This window comes from Uliginosibacterium sp. sgz301328 (assembly GCF_041807905.1).
Taxonomy (GTDB): domain Bacteria; phylum Pseudomonadota; class Gammaproteobacteria; order Burkholderiales; family Rhodocyclaceae; genus JBGVSA01.
Genome location: NZ_JBGVSA010000001.1, coordinates 274,558 through 293,919 on the forward strand (window position 1 = coordinate 274,558; position 19,362 = coordinate 293,919).

Sequence of the window (19,362 nt, forward strand, 5' to 3'; positions counted from 1 at the left end):
GCACAAGGAGGAAATGACAATGTCGTTAGCAATGCAACACCCTGCTCACAACAAGATGACCACACTACTCACCCGCTCGCTCATCGGTCTTTTCGCGACCGGCTTCAGCCTGTCCGCGCTCGCGGTGGAGGCGCCGCGCAATGTCCGCGTGCCGGCCCTGGCGGCGGATGACAATAGCATCATCCTGGTTTGGGAAAAACCGGAGAAGTACGACGACATCGTCGACTACAACGTCTATATCAACGGCAAGCTCGCCGGAACGGCCAGCGCCAACAACGACGCTACGTCGCCCGCCAAACCGTACATCAACAAGTTCTACGCCGACGACAAGGCCAAGTTCCATTACCGCATCACCATCCACAACTTCACCGCCACCAAGCTGTCGCCGGACACGCAATACACCTTCGCCGTCCGCGCGATCGACAAGGACGGCAAGGAGTCGGCCGACAGCAACACCGTGGTGCAAAAAACCACGGCTATACCCAAGGTCTTCAACGTCGTGGATTTCGGCGCCAAGGGCGACGGCACGACGATCAATACCGAGGCCATCCAGAAAGCCATCGATGCCTGCACGCCGGGCTGCAAGGTGCTGGTGCCGGCCGGGGTATTCAAGACCGGCGCGATCTACCTGAAGAGCAACATGACGCTCGAGGTCGCCGAAGGCGCCACGCTGCGCGGCTCGGAACGCGCCGAAGACTATCCCCTGACCGGGTACATCCAATACCCCTACTCCACCACGGTCCGCCCGGCTTCGCTCATCAATGCGCTGCCGCGCGACCCGAAGTCGCACCAGACCTTCGAGAACATCCGCATCGTCGGTAAGGGCACCATCGACGGTAACGGCTGGAAGAACAAGGGCGACACCACGGACGAGATGGGCAACAAGTTGCCCTTCTTCACGCCGAGCAACAACACCAAGTACATGAACGACGGCATCCTCGCCAAGGACCAGGTCGAAAAGGCCGTGGAGCGCGGCATCAACGTCAAGGACGCCTACGGTCAGATGCGTTCGTCGCTCATTACGGTGCGCAATGTCAAGAACATGTTCTACGGCGGCTTCACGGTGGTGAACCCGGCTTATCACGGGATCATGAACCTGGAGACGGAAAATGTCGTCCTGACCGGCGTCACCAACAAGACCTATGACGCCAACAACGGCGACGGCGTGGAATTCGCCAACAGCCGCGGCGCGATCGTCTTCAACAACTTCTTCGACACGGGCGACGACTGCGTGAACTTCGCTGCCGGCACGGGAGCGGACGCCATCCATCAGAAACCTCAGGAAGACGCGTGGATCTTCAACAATTACTTCCGCGAAGGCCACGGCATGATCGTCGCCGGCAGCCACACGGGAGCCTGGATCCAAAATGTGCTGGCCGAGGACAACGTGTCGAACAAGACCGAGATCGGCCTGCGCATGAAGAGCACCAACTTCATGGGCGGTGGCGCACGCAATGTGATCTTCCGCGACACGGCGATGCGCAATACCGCCAAGCAGGCATTCATCTTCACGCTCGACTACACCGATCCGAACGCCAAGCTCGATTACACGAAGTCCGATAAGTCGGCGCAATTCCGCGACATCGTCGTGCGCGACGTCTCGGTCGAGGGTGGAGCGGGCAACGCCATCGAATCCAAGGCCGACAACAAGAGCGGCACGTACCACGAGAACATCGTCTTCGAGCACGTGCGTTTCTCCAATACGCCGGGCACCAAGATCGACGGGATGAAGAAGGCCACCTTCCGCGATGTGAAATTCATCGATGCCAAGGGGATGGGCAATCCTTGGGCATTCAGCGACAGTAAGGAGATCGTTTTCGAAGGCGTCTCGCCGCAACCCGCGGATTGACATTCGGCGGCGGTTTTACCGCTTCGCCGGGCCAAGGGCCGCTCCCCCGGAGCGGCCTTTTTCATTCGCACAAATTTGTCAGAAACAAAATTACTTGTCAGACATCGATAGTTTGCATTGGCACAAACGTCTGACAAATTACCGATTTTCTACGCTAAGCTCCCGGTCACATGTCGGCAAGTAGGCAAAAGCGATCGACATGAGAGACACCAGAGGAGAAGCAAATGAGCAGCAGGATTTCCGGGGGCCCGGCCCTCATCATGTCCACCCTGGTGGCCAGCATGTTGGCCGCATGCGGAGGGGACGACAACGGCAATACATCGAGTTCTTCCAGCAGTAGCAGTTCGGTATCGAGCAGCGCCAGCAGCAGTTCGTCCTCCAGCTCGGTCTCCTCTTCCGCCAATTCAAGTTCATCTTCCAGCAGTTCATCCAGACAACCCGACAGCGCCGCCTGCACGGTGAATGCCAGCATCACCAGCGGTGGCAGCGCCTCGGTGCCGCAGAACCTCTGCGTGCCGGCGCTGGGCTACGACGAAAAGAGCGTCGTGCTCGTCTGGGACAAGCCGGACAACTACGCCAACGTTGTGGACTACCGCGTCTACATGGATGGCACTCTGCTGGGCAGCGCAGACACGAACAACACCACGCATTCGCCTGCCAAGGCCTACATCGATAAGTTCTACGCCAACGACACGGCGGGCTTCCACGTCCGCGCGCGCATCCACAACTTCACCGTCGATGGTCTGCAAGCGGGCACGACGCACACTTTCACGGTGCGCGCAGTCTTCCAGGACGGCACGGAATCGGCCGACAGCAACGTTGTTCGCCAGACCACGGCGACAGCGCCCGCCAAGGCCGTGAGCATCGTTGATTACGGCGCGGTCGCGGGCGACACCTCGGACACCGCGGCGATCCAGGCCAACACCAAGGCAATCCAGAAAGCCATCGATGAATGCTCGGCCGCGTCGACGTCGGCCTACGGCTGCAAGGTGACCGTGCCGACCGGCATCTTCAAGACGGGGGCGCTGTTCCTGAAGAGCAACATGACGCTGCAGGTCGATGGCACGCTCAAGGGTTCGGAGTTCGCCAGCGACTATCCGCGTACCCAGGGCTACAAGCTCTACACGTATAACGCGATCCGCCGCGCGCCTTCGCTCATCAACGTGCTCGACGCAGCGGATACGGGTGCCGCCTCGAAGGGTGCCGGCACGTTCAGCAACATCCGCGTGGTCGGCAGTGGCACGCTCGATGGCAACGGCTGGAAAACCACTGGTCGCACGACCGGCGGCGACGGCGCCAACACGCTGACGACGGACGAAGTGAGCGGCCAGACGATCACCACCAAGTTCATCGCCAGCAGTTCGACCAACGTAACGAATGACGGGATTCTCGCCGCCGCGCAAAACGCCGCATGCAGTGGTCAGCTCATCGACCCGCTGGATACGACCACCTCGGCGATCGCTTCAAGCGACATCTACGGCAACTGCCGGTCGAGCATCGCGACCTTCCGCGGCGTGAAGAACCTGTACTTCGGCACGCTCACCATCTCGAACCCGGCCTTCCATGGGCTGATGTTCCTCGAGACGGAAAACGTCACCGTCAATGGTGCCCAACACCGTACCTATGACTCGAACAATGGCGACGGTCTGGAGTTTGCCAACGGCTCCAACACCATCGTCATGAACAACTTCTTCGATACTGGCGACGATGTGGTGAACTTCGCCGCCGGCATCGGCAGCCCGGCCGCATCACAACCCATTCAGAGCGGTACGTGGATTCTCAATAATTACATGCGCGAAGGTCATGGATCGGTCGCACTGGGCAGCAACACCGGTGCGTGGATCGAGAAGATCAAGGCCGAAGACAATGTCATGAACACGACGACCATGGGTCTGCGCATGAAGAGCACCCCGACCACGGGCGGTGGCGGACGGAACATCGTCTTCCGCGACAACGCCATGAAGAGCATCAAGCAGAATGCCTTCATCGTGACGCTGTCCTATACCCAGACGCCGGGCGGCGTGCCCAACGCGGCCGCGACTCCGGCGCAGTTCCGCGACATCGTCGTGCGTAATGTGTCGGTGGACGGCTCCGGCTGCAAGACGCCTGCCTGCACGACGTATGAAGTCAACGTCGCAACGGGCGACGGCAACAGCAAGGGTGCTCCCATCGAGATCACCGGCGCATCGTCGGCCGGTACGGAATACAACGGTGTTCCGGCCTATCAGGAAGCCTTCAGCTTTGATTCGGTGAAGTTCAACAACGTGAAACCGGTGCGCCTGTACTATCTGAAGAACAGCACCTTCAACAACGTGTCGGTGACCAATCTCGTGACGGGTACGCAGGACGCCACCAACTCGGCAGGCTCGTGCGGCATATCGATCACGCCGGCCTCGGGTCTGTTCAGTTTCGTGGCGCCGAACAACAACATCGGCGCAGCCTGCCCGTAAGCAAGGCCGCAGAGCATCATCAACGGGCGCCCCGCGGGGCGCCCTTTTTTTGCATGGGTGAACAAAAAGAAAGGCGCTCCCTGGAGCGCCTTGTTCTTGCCTTGCGATCGACTCACGCGGCTCGCGTACGCGGGTAAATGTCGAGTACGTCCTTGACGTTCTTGAGCGAACCGTCCGGCATGAGCGCGTCACCGTGAATGTAGCCGCCCTCACTGCGGAAGCCCGGCACGCGTTCCGGCGCCCCCTGCTCCGCCGCTGCCAGTGCTGCCAGCGCCAGCGCATCTGCGTCATCGAACCGCGTGAAGATATGCGCAGCGCTTGGCACGAAAGTACCGCGATGCCAGTGCGCGGCCCGCAAGCTGCGCCCCACCGCGCGCGCCAGTTCGAGATAAGCCTCCACACCGGTTGCGCGATAGATTTCGAGCACGGCAAAAAGCAGTACAGCGCTGTCCGCGTGCGTGTGCAGATCAACATCCGGGCGAAGTGGATCTTGCTCGTCCCACTGACCAAGACCGAAATTGCGCGCCATGGCGACAACTGTCGGCCAGAGCGCTGCCGAGCGTGAGGTGCTCCAGCCGGTGGCATAGGCGAGGAAGACGATCGGCGTGATCGGGCGGCGCTCAAACACGCGTCCGCGTTCCCCGTAGTACCCCTTGCGGGCGAACGTCTGACCGGTCAGATCCTTGCCATCGGCAAACATCGGCTTGATCTCGTTCGTCTCCGGCAGATACGCGTAGCGTGCCCAGGCTTCGAGCCCGGCCACTGTCCAGTCGCGCAATTGCCGCCCGCCTTCGCCCAATTCGCGCGCAAGGATGAGCTGGGCCAGCGACGCATCGCCGTAGATGCCCTCCGGGCCGTTGAGCGCTTCGTCGTCCATCTTGAACAGCACCCAGGCCTCCTGCGCCACGGGACCGTACTCAGGACCGAATTGACGCTGCGCGCGGTCGCCAAAGAACGAGAAGGTAAAGCGCGGATCGTTCTCGTCAGTGGGCGGCTCCTCACGCTTGGTGGGACGATTGAACTGGTAGGCGCCCAGGCCGGTTGCCGGATAGCGCGAGCGGACGTACTGCCACGCCAGGAACTCAGCCCAGGAGAGCGCCTTGGTGTCGCCAGCCAGCTTGCTGAGCATGCCGGCCGCAAAAATCAGGTCATTGCCGATGTTCACGAACGACAGGCCTTTTGCTTCGCGCAGGATTTCCAGGTCGCGATGCTGCGGACGATCCCAGAATGCCCGCTCGTCGCCCAGTGGCTTGCCGAACTCGCCGTGGCGTGAGAGCTCCAGCGTATCCCAGTCGAAAATGTGGCTGTTCCACATGCCTTTTACGAGACGCGACGTCGCCACCGGGTCGACCTCATGCATCAGTTCGTAGAACGGATAGTGGTGCTTGAGCTCGTGCACCATGTTCTTGTTCTCGGGGCCGACGGGGCGCAGCGTTTTCAGGTCGAGAAAGGTATGTCCGCCCCAACGCAGCAGGCCGCTCTCATCGGCATTATCGAAGTGCCAGCGGATCGCCGCGCGCGCGGCATCGGCATAGCGCGCCTCCCCTGTCAGCGCCGACAGCCCGACGAGAAAGCGGAATAGATTCTGCTGCGAAGCGATGTTGGAGGGCTCCCAATCGGAGCCGTCCACGTTGCGCCAGGTGACGGGCTTACCGGAGAACGAATCGAATCCGTCGAAGAAAAGCGGTGTGCCGTGATAGGGATCGCGGTAGCTGTCGAGCACTTTGTCGGCGTACTCGATGAGGATGTCCAGATGCTGTGCCATGACGAACGACAGTGGGGCAATAGGGATAGACGAGAATTCTATCAGTCCTGGCCAACATGCCCGCAGCGTCTCCTACGCAAAGTGTGACGCCGTCTGACAGCGGACGAGATCGACGCCCCTCAATATGAAAATCGTCGAGATTCGATGATCCTAGGGAGGTTCAAATGCTCAAGTGGGCTCTGATATTTTTCGTTATTTCGATCGTCGCCGGCGTGTTGGGCTTTACCGGCATAGCGGCGGGGTCGGCTGCCTTGGCGAAGATTCTCTTCTTTGTCGCCATCGCCCTCTTCGTGATCTTTCTGGTTCTTGGCCTGACCGTGTTCAAGGCCATCAAATAGTTGTCGTACGCCGCGGCGGCGGCTTTGAGCGGCCGCCCGCCTCGCGGCGTCATCGTGCGCCCGGGTCAGGGCTTGCTGGCGTAGGTTTCCAGTTCGGCGATTGCTGGCTTGCCCTTCGCGGATACCACCACCACGCAGATCTTCTTGCTGCTCAATGGCTCAAACTCTGCAGTTGCGGCGCTGCCCAGCGTCGTACCCTCGGCAAGCGCCTTTACCTTGGAGCCGTTGCGATCCTCCACCCGCCAAGCGGTGACGTTGTCGCCAATCTCCTTGATAACCACGGCGCCAACGGTCTTGGAGGAATCCCACTTCACGCAAACCGATTCGCCGGCATCGCCAGCCGGAGTCCAGGCGGTGGCAGCATCGCCATCGATCACAGCGCCGTAGGAACTGCCCTCGCCCTTGCTGGAGCCATCCGCGCGGGCACCCTTCGACAGATTGTCGGCCGCCTGGGCGCTGCCGAACATCGCGAGTACGACACATGCGGCGAGGAATTTGGATGAAGTTTTTGTCATTGCTTGTCTCCTTGATGTACTGAACTACGGCTATCGAGCCGGTTGACCGGTCTCAATTCGCCTGTCCATTGTAAGGGAGAGCCAAGCCGAGCCATTTGCCCAACCTGTTGATGAGACGGCATTTCTCGCAACCCAAGGCGGCTTGTCAGGCTTGGGGCTGCGCCTGAAGCACTTGTCCGATAGAATAGAAAGGTTATTACTGGAGGTTTCTTATGTTCGTTTACGCGAAGGACTGTCCCGTCGAGGACTTGGGTGGCGGCGTCAGCCGTCAGATTCTTGCCCACGACGGCGGCATGATGCAGGTGAAGGTGATGTTCGAAGAAGGCGCCATCGGCCCGATGCACAATCACCCGCACGAGCAGCTGACCTATGTGCTGTCCGGCGAATTCAAGTTCACCATCGGTGACGAAACCCACGTCGTGAAGGCGGGCGACACGCTGTACAAGAAGTCGGGCATCATGCACGGCTGCGTGTGCACGCAAAAGGGTGTCCTGCTCGACACCTTCACGCCGCAACGCCTGGATTTCCTGGGTCAGGCCTGACCCGGCGCCGCGCAACGCGTGGGACCGGGTAGCTCGGTCCCACATCCACGTGCTTTTCTCCGTAATACCGCGTCCAGTTCGCTGATTTCTTCAGCGTTCCCCCTGTTCCTTCCTTACGTTTCCCCTCCCGGCATGGGACAATTGCGCGCTGCATTTGTCTGGCAACTTGCCACCGCTCACTGGAGGAAACATGCGTTACGTCATCGTCGGCACGGGCAACATCAGCAACACCTACGTTGCCGCCTTCAAGAACCTGCCCGGTTGCGAACTGGTCGGTTGTGTGTCACGCAGCGGCCGGACGCCCAAGGATGCACCGCATCTTGAGTGTCGCGCATCGCTTGCTGAAATCCAGGCGCCGTTCGACGCCGTCATCATCACTTCACCCAATGGCCTGCATCACATCAGCGCCATCGAAGCGGCCGCACTTGGCAAACATGTGCTGACCGAAAAGCCGCTCGACATCACCATGGAGGCCATGGACAAGATGGTGGCTGCGTGCGAAGCAGCCGGCGTCCAGTTGGCGGTGGCTTTCCAGCGCCGCACCAATCCGGACAACGTCGCCGTCAAGAAACTGCTCGAAGCCGGCGCCCTTGGCCGCATCTATGCGGCGGACCTGTCGTGCCGTTTCTGGCGCGACCAGGCCTATTACGACAGCGGTGACTATCGCGGCGGCTGGGCCATCGATGGCGGCGGCCCGTTCATCCAGCAGGCTTCGCACAACATCGACAACTACATCTGGTTCTTCGGCATGCCGGATCAGGTCACAAGCCAATTGGGGACCTTTGCGCACGACATCGAAACCGAAGACCATGGCGCCGCCCTGCTCCGTCACGATAGTGGAATGATCGGCACGATCGTCGCATCCACCTGCGCCCGTCCCGGATATCCGGCGCGTCTGGAAGTCATCTGCGAGAAGGGCACCTTCACCATGCAGGATGACCGCATCCACACCTGGAACATCGACGGTGTCCCCAATCCCGCCAGCGCCGTGACGCCACGCCCGGACGACGGCGCCCGCAGTGCGGCGGTTGCCGACACCTCGCGGCATGAAGCGGTCATCCGCGATTTTGAACAGGCCATCGCATCCAACACCCGCCCCCTGGCCGATGCCGCGGACGGCCGTCGCGCTACAGAATTGATCCTGCGCATCTACGGCAAGCTCTAGCACCACAGTCAGATGCCCCGCCGTCCATCGGCGGGGCAGTCTCATCTTCCGCCGCGCCAGTTGTAATTTCTTACATTCTTGTTCCGGTCCGAAATCGATTGGTGCGCCGCACAGGCGTACCATCTAGGCACTATTAAATACCTAACGATCTGTATCCCCCTGCAGATCGTGCCCAGCAGCATGAGAATCGGCCTTCTGATCGACTCGCTCATCGGCGGGGGCGCGGAGCGCGTGGTATTGAATTTTGCGCAGGCGTTCCAGCAACAAGGGCACGATGTCCACATCGTGCTGGTCAAGAACGAGATTCAGCATGTCGTTCCTGGCGATATCCGCATCCACACTTTGTCCGACGATGGACATGTCACCCACATCCGGGCGCTGAACAAGATCCTGCTGGCCTGGCAACTGCGGCGACTGGTCGCCGATGTGGAAAGCGACGGCCATTCGTTCGATTTTTTCATTTCGAACGCTGAAGACGTAGACCGGCTTTCGCGTATCGCAGGACTGGACCGGGTGTTCATCCGCTATCGCAATTCGATGCGTGAATACCTCAACGCCAAAATCGGCAACAAGACGGGGCTGAAGCGCCTCATTCGTTCAGCACGCTGGCATATGCGCTTCCGCGCGGTGTATTCGGATCGGCACATCATCACCGTATCGGACGCGTTGCAGAATGAAATCGTCGAAGACGTTGGCGTCGCTCCGCGCACCATCCGGACGATCTACAACCCGTTCGATTTCGACTTCATTCGCAGTCAGGGCGCCCAGTTCGCGCCGCCTGTCGAAGGTCCGTACATCGTGTACGCCGCCAAGCTCGAACGCCGCAAGCGACAGGACGTTCTGCTGCGAGCTTACGCAGCCAGTCGCGCGCGAAACACCCACCGGCTCGTGCTCATCGGCGGCGCATACACGGCCACTGACCGCGCATGGCAACAAAAGGTGGATGAACTGGTCGACGAACTTGGCTTGCGGGATCGCGTCGTCATGCCGGGGTTCCAGAGCAATCCATATCCTTGGATCAAGCACGCGGATCTGTTTGCGATGGCATCCGATAGCGAAGGCCTGCCGACCGTGCTCATCGAATCGCTGATCCTTGGCACACCCGTTGTCAGCACCGATTGTCCGACCGGTCCGAGCGAAATCCTGACGGGAGAACTGGCGAGCTTTCTGTGCGATCGCAACGCTCCGCTGCAACTCGCCGAACGTATCGACCGTGCGCTGGACGCCTACCCCGCGATCACCGATACCATGTTGCAGCGATTCCGCGCCGACTATTCGATCAACCAATACCTGCAACACTGCACGAGCGTGCACTGACGCAACGAGCAGCCGCCGCTGCTGCGGAGGTTCACGAAAAAAGCCCCGCTGGATGACCAGCGGGGCTTTTCGTTTGGCGGTACGAAGATCAGTCCTTGAAGATCTGGTGCGGAATCAGGCGCCAGTATTCTTCTTGGGTCGCATCGTTCATGCACGCCTCGATGATCTTGCGTCCCAGCGGGTCGAGATCCGAGGTCAGGAACGGCTCCAGTTCGCGCTTGAAGAACTCGCGCCACTGACGCGCGCCTTCATCGAACACTTCCTGACCACCTTCCTGCTGGTTCTGCACGTGCAGGAAAACCGGCGACACGAACGAGCCTTCCACGCGGATCTGTTTGGGGACGTAGCCCAGCAGCGGGCAAGTGCTTTCCACCAGTTGATCGCGCTGGAAGCGCGCGCTGCCGCGACGGGCAAGGTATTCGCGTGCGATCCACTCGGACATGAAGCCGACCTTCCACGCACCGATGTACTGGTTCGGGATCAGGATATGGCGCGTATCCGTGTTGGTCACGATCTGGCGCAGCAACAGGTTGGCCTGATCGACCCTGCGCCCCGTGCAGAACGCCCAGTACGAGCCCACGCCCTCGGACTGCATGCCCTTGCTGTCCTGGATGCTAGGGTTGGCATGGCCGCGCGGCGCCACCAGACGCCAGAGCCACGCCAGCGCCGGGTTCAGGATGTGCAGCATGCCCAGGATGCCGTACTGGCGGCTGTCCTTGTGCGTGGGCGGGCAGCGCACACCGAAGCTGCGGATATTGACGGACACCGGCCCTTGCGAGATGCCATCGACGAGATCGCGCGGAATGATCACGCGCGGGTTCGAACACGGCTTGCCCGGCGCGTCCTCAATATGCTCCCAGATCAGGCAGTTGCCGCCGGGCACGATGTAGTGGTTCAGGAAGATCAGCGGGCGCGGCGGCTGGATGCACAGACGCTCGAGGTGCGGATCGGTACCGTAGCCCTTGATGTGGTCGACGCGCACGAACCATCCGTTCTCGGCGTCGTTGATGCTCAGCTTGGTCTGGCCTTCGTTGTAATGCGGGTGGGCCACCGCCATGTCGTCCGCCATGGGGTTCAGGCGGCAGGCCTCGGGCAACACCAGCGTGCGCTCTTCGCCCGTCACCACGTTCTTGCCCAGCAGCAGACGGCCATCCTCCAGGCGATGGATGTGCTCGGTCATCTCGCTCTTGCCACCACCGGATGCCCCCTCGTGCATGATCACGATCTGGTTGTCATACGGCGTTACAACACCCACTGCGGCGCAGTGGTTGGTCGTCCAGCCTTCGCGCTCGCCGATGTCGAGCAGCAGCGAATAAACGCCCTTCTTCGCGCTCGGCCCCGGGTAGAGGTTGTAGGCGAACACTTCCTGGTGCGACGACGTGCGCGCGTGCACCACCACCTGCTTGCCATCGAAGTGAGTGTGGCGGAACGGGGGTGCGATGAAGATGACGCCGCCGGTGAGGCGGAACGTCGACGGCACTTGGTCGCCAGGGATCATGCCTTGCAGGTCGGCCAGTGCGCCGGCAAAGAAAGCGGCCTGCTTCGGGCACACCAGCAGTGCTCCGTAGCCCAGTTCGTCCGGACCGGCATAGAACGGCACGACGACCAGTTCCTGCTTCTTCAGCCAATCCAGCGTTTGCTGGCGCGTACGGTCGAATTTCTCGCCGAAACGCTCCATGTAGGTGGGTTTGTCAGTCGGCAGGCAATCACCGATCACCATCGCATCGGGATCGCGACGGCGCATTTTCGGATCGGGGAAGTTCACCGCCAGGCCATTGCGAGCCTTGGTCACGACGGCTTCGACGACAGGGCCCATGCCAGCCACATCAAAGACGGACTCGAACTCGCCCTTGTCGTCTCGATTGGACTGGCGCCAGTCGGTGGTGCCCGCCTCGCGGCCAAGCGCCCAATCGAGCAGATCTTCGCGTTTATTGGCGACATACAACGCCGGAGCGGCGCCGAGAACTTCGATGACGTGCGGGGGCAACCCAAGGCGCGACCATTCGGCCTTGAAGTCAATCGTATCGGGGGTGGATTTTGTCGTCATGGCTGGAGGGACGAGCCCTTCTCCGAAGCGTTGAGAAGCGCCTGCGCAAAAGGCGCAAACGTCCCGGCAGCATAGAAACACCTTCGGACCAGCTATTTGAGGCTTATTAAATCGTTAGGGAAAAACTGTAGGAATTTGCAACCATCCCGAAGCCGCGTCGAGCCGTTGGCGGCTCACGCGACTCCGATACAGGCCGTCATTGCGTCGACAGGCGGCTGTGCGAATGGCGCAGCGGACCGAAAAGGCGCGCGCTGCTCAGCTCGTTGATGCCACGCAGGAGGAACCAGGTCAGAAGATTCGGTGCGAAGTGCTGATTCAGTTCAGCATCGTCAACGAACGTAACGGAACTGTGATTTTGTGTCATGGCGCTCTCTCTTTCATTTGAGGTTTGGGGGTTGGCTTTCGCCGTGATTGAAGTCTACGAGGCCTCGCCCGCCAAATCCAATGGAAGTGTTTGATGTCGCCATAAGTCGGCACGTTAGCCACCATAAGGCGATTTTTGCCATCAATCCAGAGTATTAATCAGCATATGGATTTCGCATTTTTCGCTCTATGGGCACCCATATCGGGCAAATGTGCAGGTTTCCCACCCATTGACTCCCGTCAACCCTAATAGGCGATGACGAGCGAATCATTGCACAAGGCGAAAGATGGCCTTCGCGGGGCGCCCAGTCGTATCGAGACACTCCACACCGGGTCTTCTGCCGCTGACAACAATGATTTCGAGACGGAGACCCGTATGTCTATTGCAGGTTCTGTAAGATCGGCTGGAAGTCGTCTGGCGACGATTCTTCTCGCCAGCCTTGGCGCGTTCCTTGCGCCGGGCGCCGCATTCGCCTCTGCTGGCGGCGAAGCCAACCTCGTACTACCCAATCTGAATGACCCGAACCTCGCCACCTTCGTCGGCGGCATGACAGGCTCGCATCTCCTTCTTGGTGGTCTGCTGATCTGTGCGCTGGGTCTTCTCTTCGGCGCCGTCATCTACGGTCAGGTCAAGCGCATGCCGGTGCATCGCTCGATGGCCGAAGTCTCCGAACTGATCTACGAGACCTGCAAGACCTATCTCTTCACGCAGGGCAAGTTCCTGCTGATTCTGGAAGCCTTCATCGCTGTCATCATCGTCGCCTACTTCGGCTGGATCCAGTCGATGTCGGTGAGCGACGTGGTCATCATCCTGCTGTTCTCGCTGGTCGGTATCGCCGGCTCGTACGGCGTGGCGTGGTTCGGTATCCGCATCAACACGCTGGCCAACAGCCGCACCGCGTTCGCCGCGCTGAAGGGCAAGGGCTTCCCGTGCTATGCCATTCCGCTGAAGTCCGGCATCTCGATCGGCATGCTGCTGATCTCGACCGAACTGCTGATCATGCTGGCGATCCTGCTGTTCATCGATCCGTCGTTGGCCGGCAAGTGCTTCATCGGCTTCGCCATTGGTGAATCGCTCGGTGCCGCAGCTCTGCGTATCGCCGGCGGCATCTTCACCAAGATCGCTGACATCGGCTCCGACCTGATGAAGATCGTCTTCAAGATCAAGGAAGACGATGCACGCAACCCCGGCGTGATCGCCGACTGCGTGGGCGACAACGCGGGTGACTCCGTGGGCCCGACGGCTGACGGTTTCGAAACCTACGGCGTGACGGGCGTGGCTCTGGTGAGCTTCATCATGCTGGCTGTGCCGGACGCCGCCGTCCAGGTGCAACTGCTGGTGTGGATCTTCGTCATGCGCGTGATGATGATCATCGCCTCGGGCGCTTCGTACCTGTTCAACGAAATGCTCGCCAAGAGCAAGTACGCCAATGCGCAACGCTTCAACTTCGAAGCGCCGCTGACCTCGCTGGTGTGGATCACCTCGATCGTTTCGCTGGTGCTGACCTTCCTGGTTTCGCACGCTCTGATCGGCAACATCACGATCAACGGCGAGGTGTATTCGAACCTCTGGTGGCAACTGTCGCTGATCATCACCTGCGGTACGCTGGCCGGTGCGGTCATCCCCGAAGTGGTGAAGGCATTCACCTCGACCAGCTCGCGCCATGTGCGTGAAGTCGTGACCGCCTCGCGCGAAGGTGGCGCCAGCCTGAACATTCTGGCCGGCCTGACCGCAGGTAACTTCTCGGCATTCTGGATGGGTGTCGTGATCGTCCTGCTGATGGGCATTGCAGCGCTGATCTCGGGCCATGACCTGGCCTCGGTCATCAACCCCGACCCGACCAAGGGCGCCGTGATGGGGGCCGTGTTCGCATTCGGTCTGGTGGCGTTCGGCTTCCTCGGCATGGGTCCGGTGACCATCGCTGTCGATAGCTACGGTCCGGTGACCGACAACGCACAATCGGTGTACGAACTGTCGACCATCGAGCAACTGCCGAACATCGAGAAGGAAATCGAAAAGGACTTCGGCTTCAAGGTCGACTTCGACGTCGCCAAAGATCTGCTGGAAGAAAACGACGGCGCGGGCAACACCTTCAAGGCCACCGCCAAGCCGGTGCTGATCGGCACCGCCGTGGTGGGCGCGACGACCATGGTGTTCTCGATCATCATGCTGCTGACCAACGGCCTGACCGAGCAACTGTCGCACCTGTCGATCATTTACCCGCCGTTCCTGCTGGGCCTGGTGTCCGGTGGCGCGACGATCTTCTGGTTCTCCGGCGCATCCACGCAGGCAGTGTCGACCGGTGCTTACCGTGCGGTTGAGTTCATCAAGGCGAACATCAAGCTGGACGGCGCGACCAAGGCTTCGGTCAAGGACAGCAAGCGCGTGGTTGAAATCTGCACGCAGTACGCGCAGAAGGGCATGTTCAACATCTTCATGGCCGTGTTCTTCGGCACGCTGGCTTGCGCGTTCATCGAGCCGTTCTTCTTCATCGGTTACCTGATCTCCATCGCGGTGATCGGGCTGTACCAGGCCGTGTTCATGGCTAACGCCGGCGGCGCATGGGACAACGCCAAGAAGATCGTCGAAACCGAACTGCGTGCCAAGGGTACCGATCTGCACGACGCAGCCGTGGTGGGCGACACCGTGGGCGATCCGTTCAAGGACACGTCTTCGGTCGCGATGAACCCGATCATCAAATTCACCACGCTGTTCGGCCTGCTGGCTGTTGAAATGTCCGTCGGCATGCAAGCCAACGGTCAAGGCAGCCTGGCCTGGACGCTGGCGGGCGTGTTCCTGCTCATCAACATGTTCTTCGTCTATCGCAGCTTCTACGGCATGCGCATCGACGCGACGGCGGAAACGCCGGCTACGGAGGGCAGCAAAAGACTGAGCACGCAGGAAAGCTGATCAGCCTGAGCAGTCAGCAGTACAAGAACGGCGCCTGCGGGCGCCGTTTCTTTTGTCCGCACGAGATCGGCGAACCACAAAAGGCGCCCTCACCCGCACACTCTCGGAAAACGAAAACGGCGCCCGCAGGCGCCGTTTCCCGATCACGACTGATTGCTGATGCGTTACTTGGCGCTCACGATTTTCAGCACTGTCTCCAGATCCTTATCGTTCGTCACGTACTTGGTATAGAGCTTCACAGCAAACGATTCGATACCTGTCTGCGCCAGTTGCGACTTCGGGATGATCGTCACACCAGCCTTGCGCGCGGTCTCCAGCGCTTCGCGTTCCTTGCCGGCCCACAGCTTGGTCATGTATTCGGATGCCTGCTCGGCCGACTGCTTGAGCACGATCTGCTGCTGCGGCGCCAACGACTGCCATGCCTTCTTTGACATCAGCAGCACCTCCGGCACCATCGAATGCTCATCCAGGCTCAGGTACTTGGCGTACTTGTAGTGGTCGGTGCTCACATACGACGGCAGGTTGTTTTCGGCAGCATCGATCTCGTTGTTCTTGAGTGCGTCGAGCACCTTGTCGTAGGCCAGTACTACCGGCACGCCACCCAGTTGCGAGATCAGATCCTTGTAGACGGGCGAAGGCTGCACGCGGATACGCATCCCTTCAAAGTCCGAGCGCGTACGAATCGGCTTCTTCACGCTGTAAAAGCTGCGCGTGCCACTGTCGAAGAAAGTGATCGCCACCATGCCCGTCTGCTCGATCTCGGATTCCATGCGCTTGCCGAAATCGCCGCGTAGCACGTTCCACATATGGTCGCGCGAACGGAACAGATACGGCAGGCTCAACAGCTTCACCGCAGGCACCGTATCGGCCAGTACTGCCAGATTCACGCGTCCCATGGCGATCTCGCCCTTGCGCAGCTTTTCCACCACCTGCGACTCGTTGCCCAGTTCGCTATTGGGCTTGATCTGCATGACCAGTTCGCCCGAAGTACGCTCGGCCAGCGTGCGCGCCATGAACTCCTGCGCCTGCGTCACCGGGTGATCCGGTTTCTGCGTTTCGGCCGAAACCAGCGTCGTCGCAGCACTTGCTGCGCCAGTCATCCCGAAGGCAAAGGCCAGAGCCGCCGCCAGGTCCCGCAATCCAGACTTCATCATTCGTCTTCCTCTATAGGCAAAAAAATGCGCGTCGCGGTGTGCTGGCGGCGCACGCGGCCCTGTCTCACGGCCCTGCTCCGCCACGTCGGGCAGCACTGATCTTGACGCCAGCGCGCTCGAACCCGATTTGGGCATATGCGTTCGGCGTCCGGACAGGCGCCACCTGCACCCGACGAACGCGGCGTTTATCCAGCCCAATGGAAAAGGCCCCATGCCTGGGACCGGTCCGCCTACCACCGAGACGACATCAGTAGCCTCGCCGCAATGAGCGCCTGCACGTAGAATGCGGGCCACCCTCCTGTAGCCCGTTTTGACCGTGATTCCCCTTCTCCACGAACTCGCCGACCAGTTGGCCGCGCACGACGACGCCGCGCTGCGACGCACGCGCCGCGTTGTGGACACGCCTTGCGGGCCCGAGGCTATTGTTGATGGCCGCGCCATGCTCGCATTCGCCAGCAACGACTACCTCGGCCTTGCCGGCCACCCGGCATTGGCCGACGCAGCATCTGAAGGCGCGAAACGCTGGGGCGTGGGCGCGGGTGCGTCGCATCTGGTGAGCGGCCACACATCCATTCACGAGGAACTCGAACAACGGCTGGCCGCTTTCGTTCAGATGGACGCCGCGCTAGCGTTCTGCACCGGCTACATGGCCAACATCGCCGTCATGCCGGCATTGCTCTCCCGCGGCGATGCCATCTTTGCGGACCGGCTCAACCACGCCTCACTGATCGATGGCGCCCAACTGGCGCGCGCAGACATGCATCGCTATCCGCACGGCGACGTCGACTCACTTGCCCGCCTGCTTGAGAAGACACCGACCCGCCGCCGGATGATCGTCACCGACAGCGTCTTCAGCATGGATGGCGATGTCGCTCCGCTGGCCAACCTGCTCGAACTCGCCGAGCGCTTCGACGCCTGGTTGCTGGTCGATGACGCACACGGCTTCGGGGTGTTGGGGCCGCAGGGGCGTGGTGCGCTGGCCGAAGCCGGCCTCCGGTCAGACCGGCTGATCCTGATGGGCACGCTCGGCAAAGCGGCCGGCGTAGCCGGCGCATTCGTGGCAGGCGCGGCTACGCTCGTCGAATGGCTCAAGCAGAAATCACGCGCCTACATCTTTACCACCGCCGCCCCGCCATTATTGGCGCACACGCTGATGGCCGCGCTGGATCTCATTGAACAGGGTGACGCCTTGCGTGCCCAGCTCGATGCGTTGCGCCGCCGACTGCACGATGGCGTCCGCCTCACCCGCTGGCGATTGTTACCTTCGCGCACTGCCATCCAACCGATCGTGATCGGCGATAACGCAGAAACCATGCAGGTCGCCCGCCAATTGTGGGACGAAGGCATCTGGGCGCCCGCCATCCGCCCGCCGACCGTGCCGGCCGGTACCGCGCGTCTGCGCATTTCGCTTTCCGCCGGGCACACGGAGGCACACCTCGACCGCCTGCTCGAAGCGCTGCATCGCTGCGAGGCCGCCCGCGCATGACGAAGCCCATCACCTTGCTGCATGGCTGGGGGTATCGCCCGGCGGTCTGGGATGCACTCGTCCCGCACCTGAACATGGAGGCGCGCGCGCCTGCGCTGGCGCCGCCAAGTGATGACATCGCCGAATGGGCCGACAGCATCGCCAGCGATCTTGCGCCGGACTCAACCCTGGTGGGCTGGTCGCTCGGCGCAATGCTCGCCATGCAGATCGCCGCGCACCACCCTGAGCGCGTCGGGCACCTCGTCTTGATTGGCGCTACGCCCCGTTTTGTGGCCACTGACGCCTGGCCACACGGCCTCGATGCCGCAACCGTCGCGGCCTTCAGCGAGGGCTTTGCACGCCAGCCCGCACGCACGCTCCAACGCTTCGTCGCGTTGCAGGTGATGGACGACGCAGCGCGCAGCGCCATCACACCCGTTCTGCAAAACGCGCTGGCCGATCCGCAAGCCGACGCTGAAGCTCTCTCGCGCGGCTTGCGCGTCCTTGCCCAAAGCGATCTGCGTGCCATGTTGCCCACACGCACCACCCCCACTTTACTGATCCACGGCCGGCACGATGCGCTCATGCCGGTGACGGCCGCCCAATGGCTTGCCGAACGGCTGGCCGCGCGATTGGAAATCGTCGATAACGCGGGCCACGCACCGCTGGTATCGAACCCGTCGGGCGTTGCGGCTTTGATCCGGAGCTTTATGTGTTGAGAACGCCGGACCCCAAGCGCACGATCCGCATCGCCTTTGGCGAAGCCGCTGCCACCTACGACGCAGCCGCTCACATACAGCGCCGCATCGCCGATCGATTGATCGCGCACGCGTCGTTGCCAGCCGAAGGCTGCTTGCTCGACGCAGGCTGCGGTACGGGTTACGGATGGCGGCAACTCGTGCAGCGTGCTCCGGCGATGCAAGTCGTCGCGCTGGACCATGCCGTCGCCATGTCCACTCGCAATACCCCTCATGGCCTGTGCGGCGACCTCGAAGCGCTACCGCTGGCCGATGCCAGCATTGATCACTACTGGTCGAGTCTCGCGTGGCAATGGGTCGATGCTGGACGCGCCGCGCACGAAGCAGCCCGCGTATTGCGGAGCGGCGCACGGTTGGACGTCGCCACGCTCGGACCACAGACGCTGCATGAGTTGCGCCACGCATTCACTGGCGTCGACGCACGAGCACATGTGCGGACTTTCGGCGACCTTGCCGGCTACGAGAAGGCGCTGCGCGCCGCGGGCTTCATCGATATCGACATTCGGCGAGAAACCTTCATCGACCATGCCGGCGATCTGCGCGCACTGCTCCGTTCTTTGCGCGATGTGGGCGCAAACACCGTCGACGGTCGATCTCGCACGGCGTTGAATCGCGCCGCATGGCGGGCGATCGAATCGCGCTACGAAACCATGCGCGACGAGCATGGCCTGCCTGCCTCGTACGAGGCCCTGTTCCTGTTCGCCCGCAAGACACCGTGATCTC

Annotated in this window: 16 protein-coding genes; 10 read left to right on the plus strand and 6 right to left on the minus strand. The window is 61.3% G+C overall.

The window, feature by feature from the left end; genetic code table 11:
- The first annotated feature begins 19 nt into the window (after positions 1 to 19).
- Positions 20 to 1,849 carry a glycosyl hydrolase family 28 protein gene (locus ACDA63_RS01230; protein ID WP_373661332.1) on the plus strand — a complete coding sequence of 610 codons (1,830 nt, stop codon included), beginning with the start codon at positions 20 to 22 and terminating at the stop codon, positions 1,847 to 1,849.
- Positions 1,850 to 2,015: 166 nt separating this feature from the next.
- Here the strand turns inward: ACDA63_RS01230 and ACDA63_RS01235 are convergent, their stop codons facing one another.
- On the minus strand, positions 2,016 to 2,324 hold the full coding sequence (locus tag ACDA63_RS01235) for a hypothetical protein (RefSeq protein WP_373661333.1): 309 nt from the start codon (positions 2,322 to 2,324) through the stop codon (positions 2,016 to 2,018).
- Here ACDA63_RS01235 and ACDA63_RS01240 point away from each other — a divergent pair.
- On the plus strand, positions 2,308 to 4,299 hold the full coding sequence (locus ACDA63_RS01240; RefSeq protein WP_373661334.1) for a glycosyl hydrolase family 28 protein: 1,992 nt from the start codon (positions 2,308 to 2,310) through the stop codon (positions 4,297 to 4,299). The genes ACDA63_RS01235 and ACDA63_RS01240 overlap by 17 nt on opposite strands.
- A 112-nt stretch (positions 4,300 to 4,411) precedes the next feature.
- Here ACDA63_RS01240 and ACDA63_RS01245 read toward each other — a convergent pair whose 3' ends face one another.
- On the minus strand, positions 4,412 to 6,064 hold the full coding sequence (locus ACDA63_RS01245) for a hypothetical protein (RefSeq protein WP_373661335.1): 1,653 nt from the start codon (positions 6,062 to 6,064) through the stop codon (positions 4,412 to 4,414).
- A 164-nt stretch (positions 6,065 to 6,228) separates the two neighbouring features.
- Between ACDA63_RS01245 and ACDA63_RS01250 the strand changes: the two genes are divergently transcribed.
- The gene (locus ACDA63_RS01250; RefSeq protein ID WP_373661336.1) at positions 6,229 to 6,402 is read left to right on the plus strand and encodes a DUF1328 domain-containing protein; all 174 of its coding nucleotides are present in this window, start codon (positions 6,229 to 6,231) and stop codon (positions 6,400 to 6,402) included.
- Between the two features lie 65 nt (positions 6,403 to 6,467).
- Here the strand turns inward: ACDA63_RS01250 and ACDA63_RS01255 are convergent, their stop codons facing one another.
- Positions 6,468 to 6,917 (minus strand): hypothetical protein, encoded by a 450-nt coding sequence (locus ACDA63_RS01255; protein ID WP_373661337.1) that lies wholly within the window; start codon positions 6,915 to 6,917, stop codon positions 6,468 to 6,470.
- Between the two features lie 212 nt (positions 6,918 to 7,129).
- Here ACDA63_RS01255 and ACDA63_RS01260 point away from each other — a divergent pair, with 212 nt between their 5' ends.
- The 3 genes from ACDA63_RS01260 (at position 7,130) to ACDA63_RS01270 (ending at position 9,941) form a co-directional block, all read left to right on the plus strand.
- A complete protein-coding gene (locus tag ACDA63_RS01260) occupies positions 7,130 to 7,459 on the plus strand; it encodes a cupin domain-containing protein (RefSeq protein WP_373661338.1) in 330 nt (109 codons plus the stop codon).
- Positions 7,460 to 7,649: 190 nt separating this feature from the next.
- Positions 7,650 to 8,624, plus strand: a complete 975-nt coding sequence (locus tag ACDA63_RS01265) for a Gfo/Idh/MocA family protein (RefSeq protein WP_373661339.1) — start codon at positions 7,650 to 7,652, stop codon at positions 8,622 to 8,624.
- A 180-nt stretch (positions 8,625 to 8,804) separates the two neighbouring features.
- Positions 8,805 to 9,941 carry a glycosyltransferase gene (locus ACDA63_RS01270; RefSeq protein ID WP_373661340.1) on the plus strand — a complete coding sequence of 379 codons (1,137 nt, stop codon included), beginning with the start codon at positions 8,805 to 8,807 and terminating at the stop codon, positions 9,939 to 9,941.
- Positions 9,942 to 10,029: 88 nt separating this feature from the next.
- On the opposite strand, the gene ACDA63_RS01275 is transcribed toward ACDA63_RS01270, so the two are convergent.
- Positions 10,030 to 11,988: a DUF4914 family protein gene (locus tag ACDA63_RS01275; RefSeq protein ID WP_373661341.1), complete on the minus strand. Its 1,959-nt coding sequence runs from the start codon at positions 11,986 to 11,988 to the stop codon at positions 10,030 to 10,032.
- Between the two features lie 196 nt (positions 11,989 to 12,184).
- The gene (locus ACDA63_RS01280) at positions 12,185 to 12,352 is read right to left on the minus strand and encodes a hypothetical protein (RefSeq protein WP_373661342.1); all 168 of its coding nucleotides are present in this window, start codon (positions 12,350 to 12,352) and stop codon (positions 12,185 to 12,187) included.
- A gap of 375 nt (positions 12,353 to 12,727) precedes the next feature.
- On the opposite strand from ACDA63_RS01280, the gene ACDA63_RS01285 reads away from it, so the two are divergent.
- Positions 12,728 to 15,262: a sodium-translocating pyrophosphatase gene (locus ACDA63_RS01285; protein ID WP_373661343.1), complete on the plus strand. Its 2,535-nt coding sequence runs from the start codon at positions 12,728 to 12,730 to the stop codon at positions 15,260 to 15,262.
- Between the two features lie 164 nt (positions 15,263 to 15,426).
- Here the strand turns inward: ACDA63_RS01285 and dctP are convergent, their stop codons facing one another.
- Entirely contained in the window at positions 15,427 to 16,416 is a 990-nt protein-coding gene (gene dctP, locus ACDA63_RS01290) for a TRAP transporter substrate-binding protein DctP (RefSeq protein WP_373661344.1), read from the minus strand.
- A gap of 316 nt (positions 16,417 to 16,732) precedes the next feature.
- Between dctP and bioF the strand changes: the two genes are divergently transcribed.
- From bioF to ACDA63_RS01305, 3 genes are read left to right on the plus strand one after another with little or no spacing between them, the layout of a single operon-like run.
- The gene (gene bioF, locus ACDA63_RS01295) at positions 16,733 to 17,902 is read left to right on the plus strand and encodes an 8-amino-7-oxononanoate synthase (RefSeq protein WP_373661345.1); all 1,170 of its coding nucleotides are present in this window, start codon (positions 16,733 to 16,735) and stop codon (positions 17,900 to 17,902) included.
- Positions 17,899 to 18,600 carry an alpha/beta fold hydrolase gene (locus ACDA63_RS01300; RefSeq protein WP_373661346.1) on the plus strand — a complete coding sequence of 234 codons (702 nt, stop codon included), beginning with the start codon at positions 17,899 to 17,901 and terminating at the stop codon, positions 18,598 to 18,600. The genes bioF and ACDA63_RS01300 overlap by 4 nt, the downstream gene beginning before the upstream one ends.
- Positions 18,594 to 19,358, plus strand: a complete 765-nt coding sequence (locus ACDA63_RS01305) for a methyltransferase domain-containing protein (protein ID WP_373661347.1) — start codon at positions 18,594 to 18,596, stop codon at positions 19,356 to 19,358. The genes ACDA63_RS01300 and ACDA63_RS01305 overlap by 7 nt, the downstream gene beginning before the upstream one ends.
- Positions 19,359 to 19,362 lie beyond the last annotated feature (4 nt).

What these genes read in the sequence shown, in the direction of transcription:
- dctP (WP_373661344.1), bottom strand. Translation starts at nt 16,416, where the DNA reads ATGATGAAGTCTGGATTGCGGGACCTGGCGGCGGCTCTGGCCTTTGCC.
- ACDA63_RS01265 (WP_373661339.1), top strand. Translation starts at nt 7,650, where the DNA reads ATGCGTTACGTCATCGTCGGCACGGGCAACATCAGCAACACCTACGTT.
- ACDA63_RS01255 (WP_373661337.1), bottom strand. Translation starts at nt 6,917, where the DNA reads ATGACAAAAACTTCATCCAAATTCCTCGCCGCATGTGTCGTACTCGCG.
- ACDA63_RS01275 (WP_373661341.1), bottom strand. Translation starts at nt 11,988, where the DNA reads ATGACGACAAAATCCACCCCCGATACGATTGACTTCAAGGCCGAATGG.
- ACDA63_RS01270 (WP_373661340.1), top strand. Translation starts at nt 8,805, where the DNA reads ATGAGAATCGGCCTTCTGATCGACTCGCTCATCGGCGGGGGCGCGGAG.
- ACDA63_RS01245 (WP_373661335.1), bottom strand. Translation starts at nt 6,064, where the DNA reads ATGGCACAGCATCTGGACATCCTCATCGAGTACGCCGACAAAGTGCTC.
- ACDA63_RS01285 (WP_373661343.1), top strand. Translation starts at nt 12,728, where the DNA reads ATGTCTATTGCAGGTTCTGTAAGATCGGCTGGAAGTCGTCTGGCGACG.
- ACDA63_RS01260 (WP_373661338.1), top strand. Translation starts at nt 7,130, where the DNA reads ATGTTCGTTTACGCGAAGGACTGTCCCGTCGAGGACTTGGGTGGCGGC.
- ACDA63_RS01250 (WP_373661336.1), top strand. Translation starts at nt 6,229, where the DNA reads ATGCTCAAGTGGGCTCTGATATTTTTCGTTATTTCGATCGTCGCCGGC.
- ACDA63_RS01300 (WP_373661346.1), top strand. Translation starts at nt 17,899, where the DNA reads ATGACGAAGCCCATCACCTTGCTGCATGGCTGGGGGTATCGCCCGGCG.
- ACDA63_RS01230 (WP_373661332.1), top strand. Translation starts at nt 20, where the DNA reads ATGTCGTTAGCAATGCAACACCCTGCTCACAACAAGATGACCACACTA.
- ACDA63_RS01280 (WP_373661342.1), bottom strand. Translation starts at nt 12,352, where the DNA reads ATGACACAAAATCACAGTTCCGTTACGTTCGTTGACGATGCTGAACTG.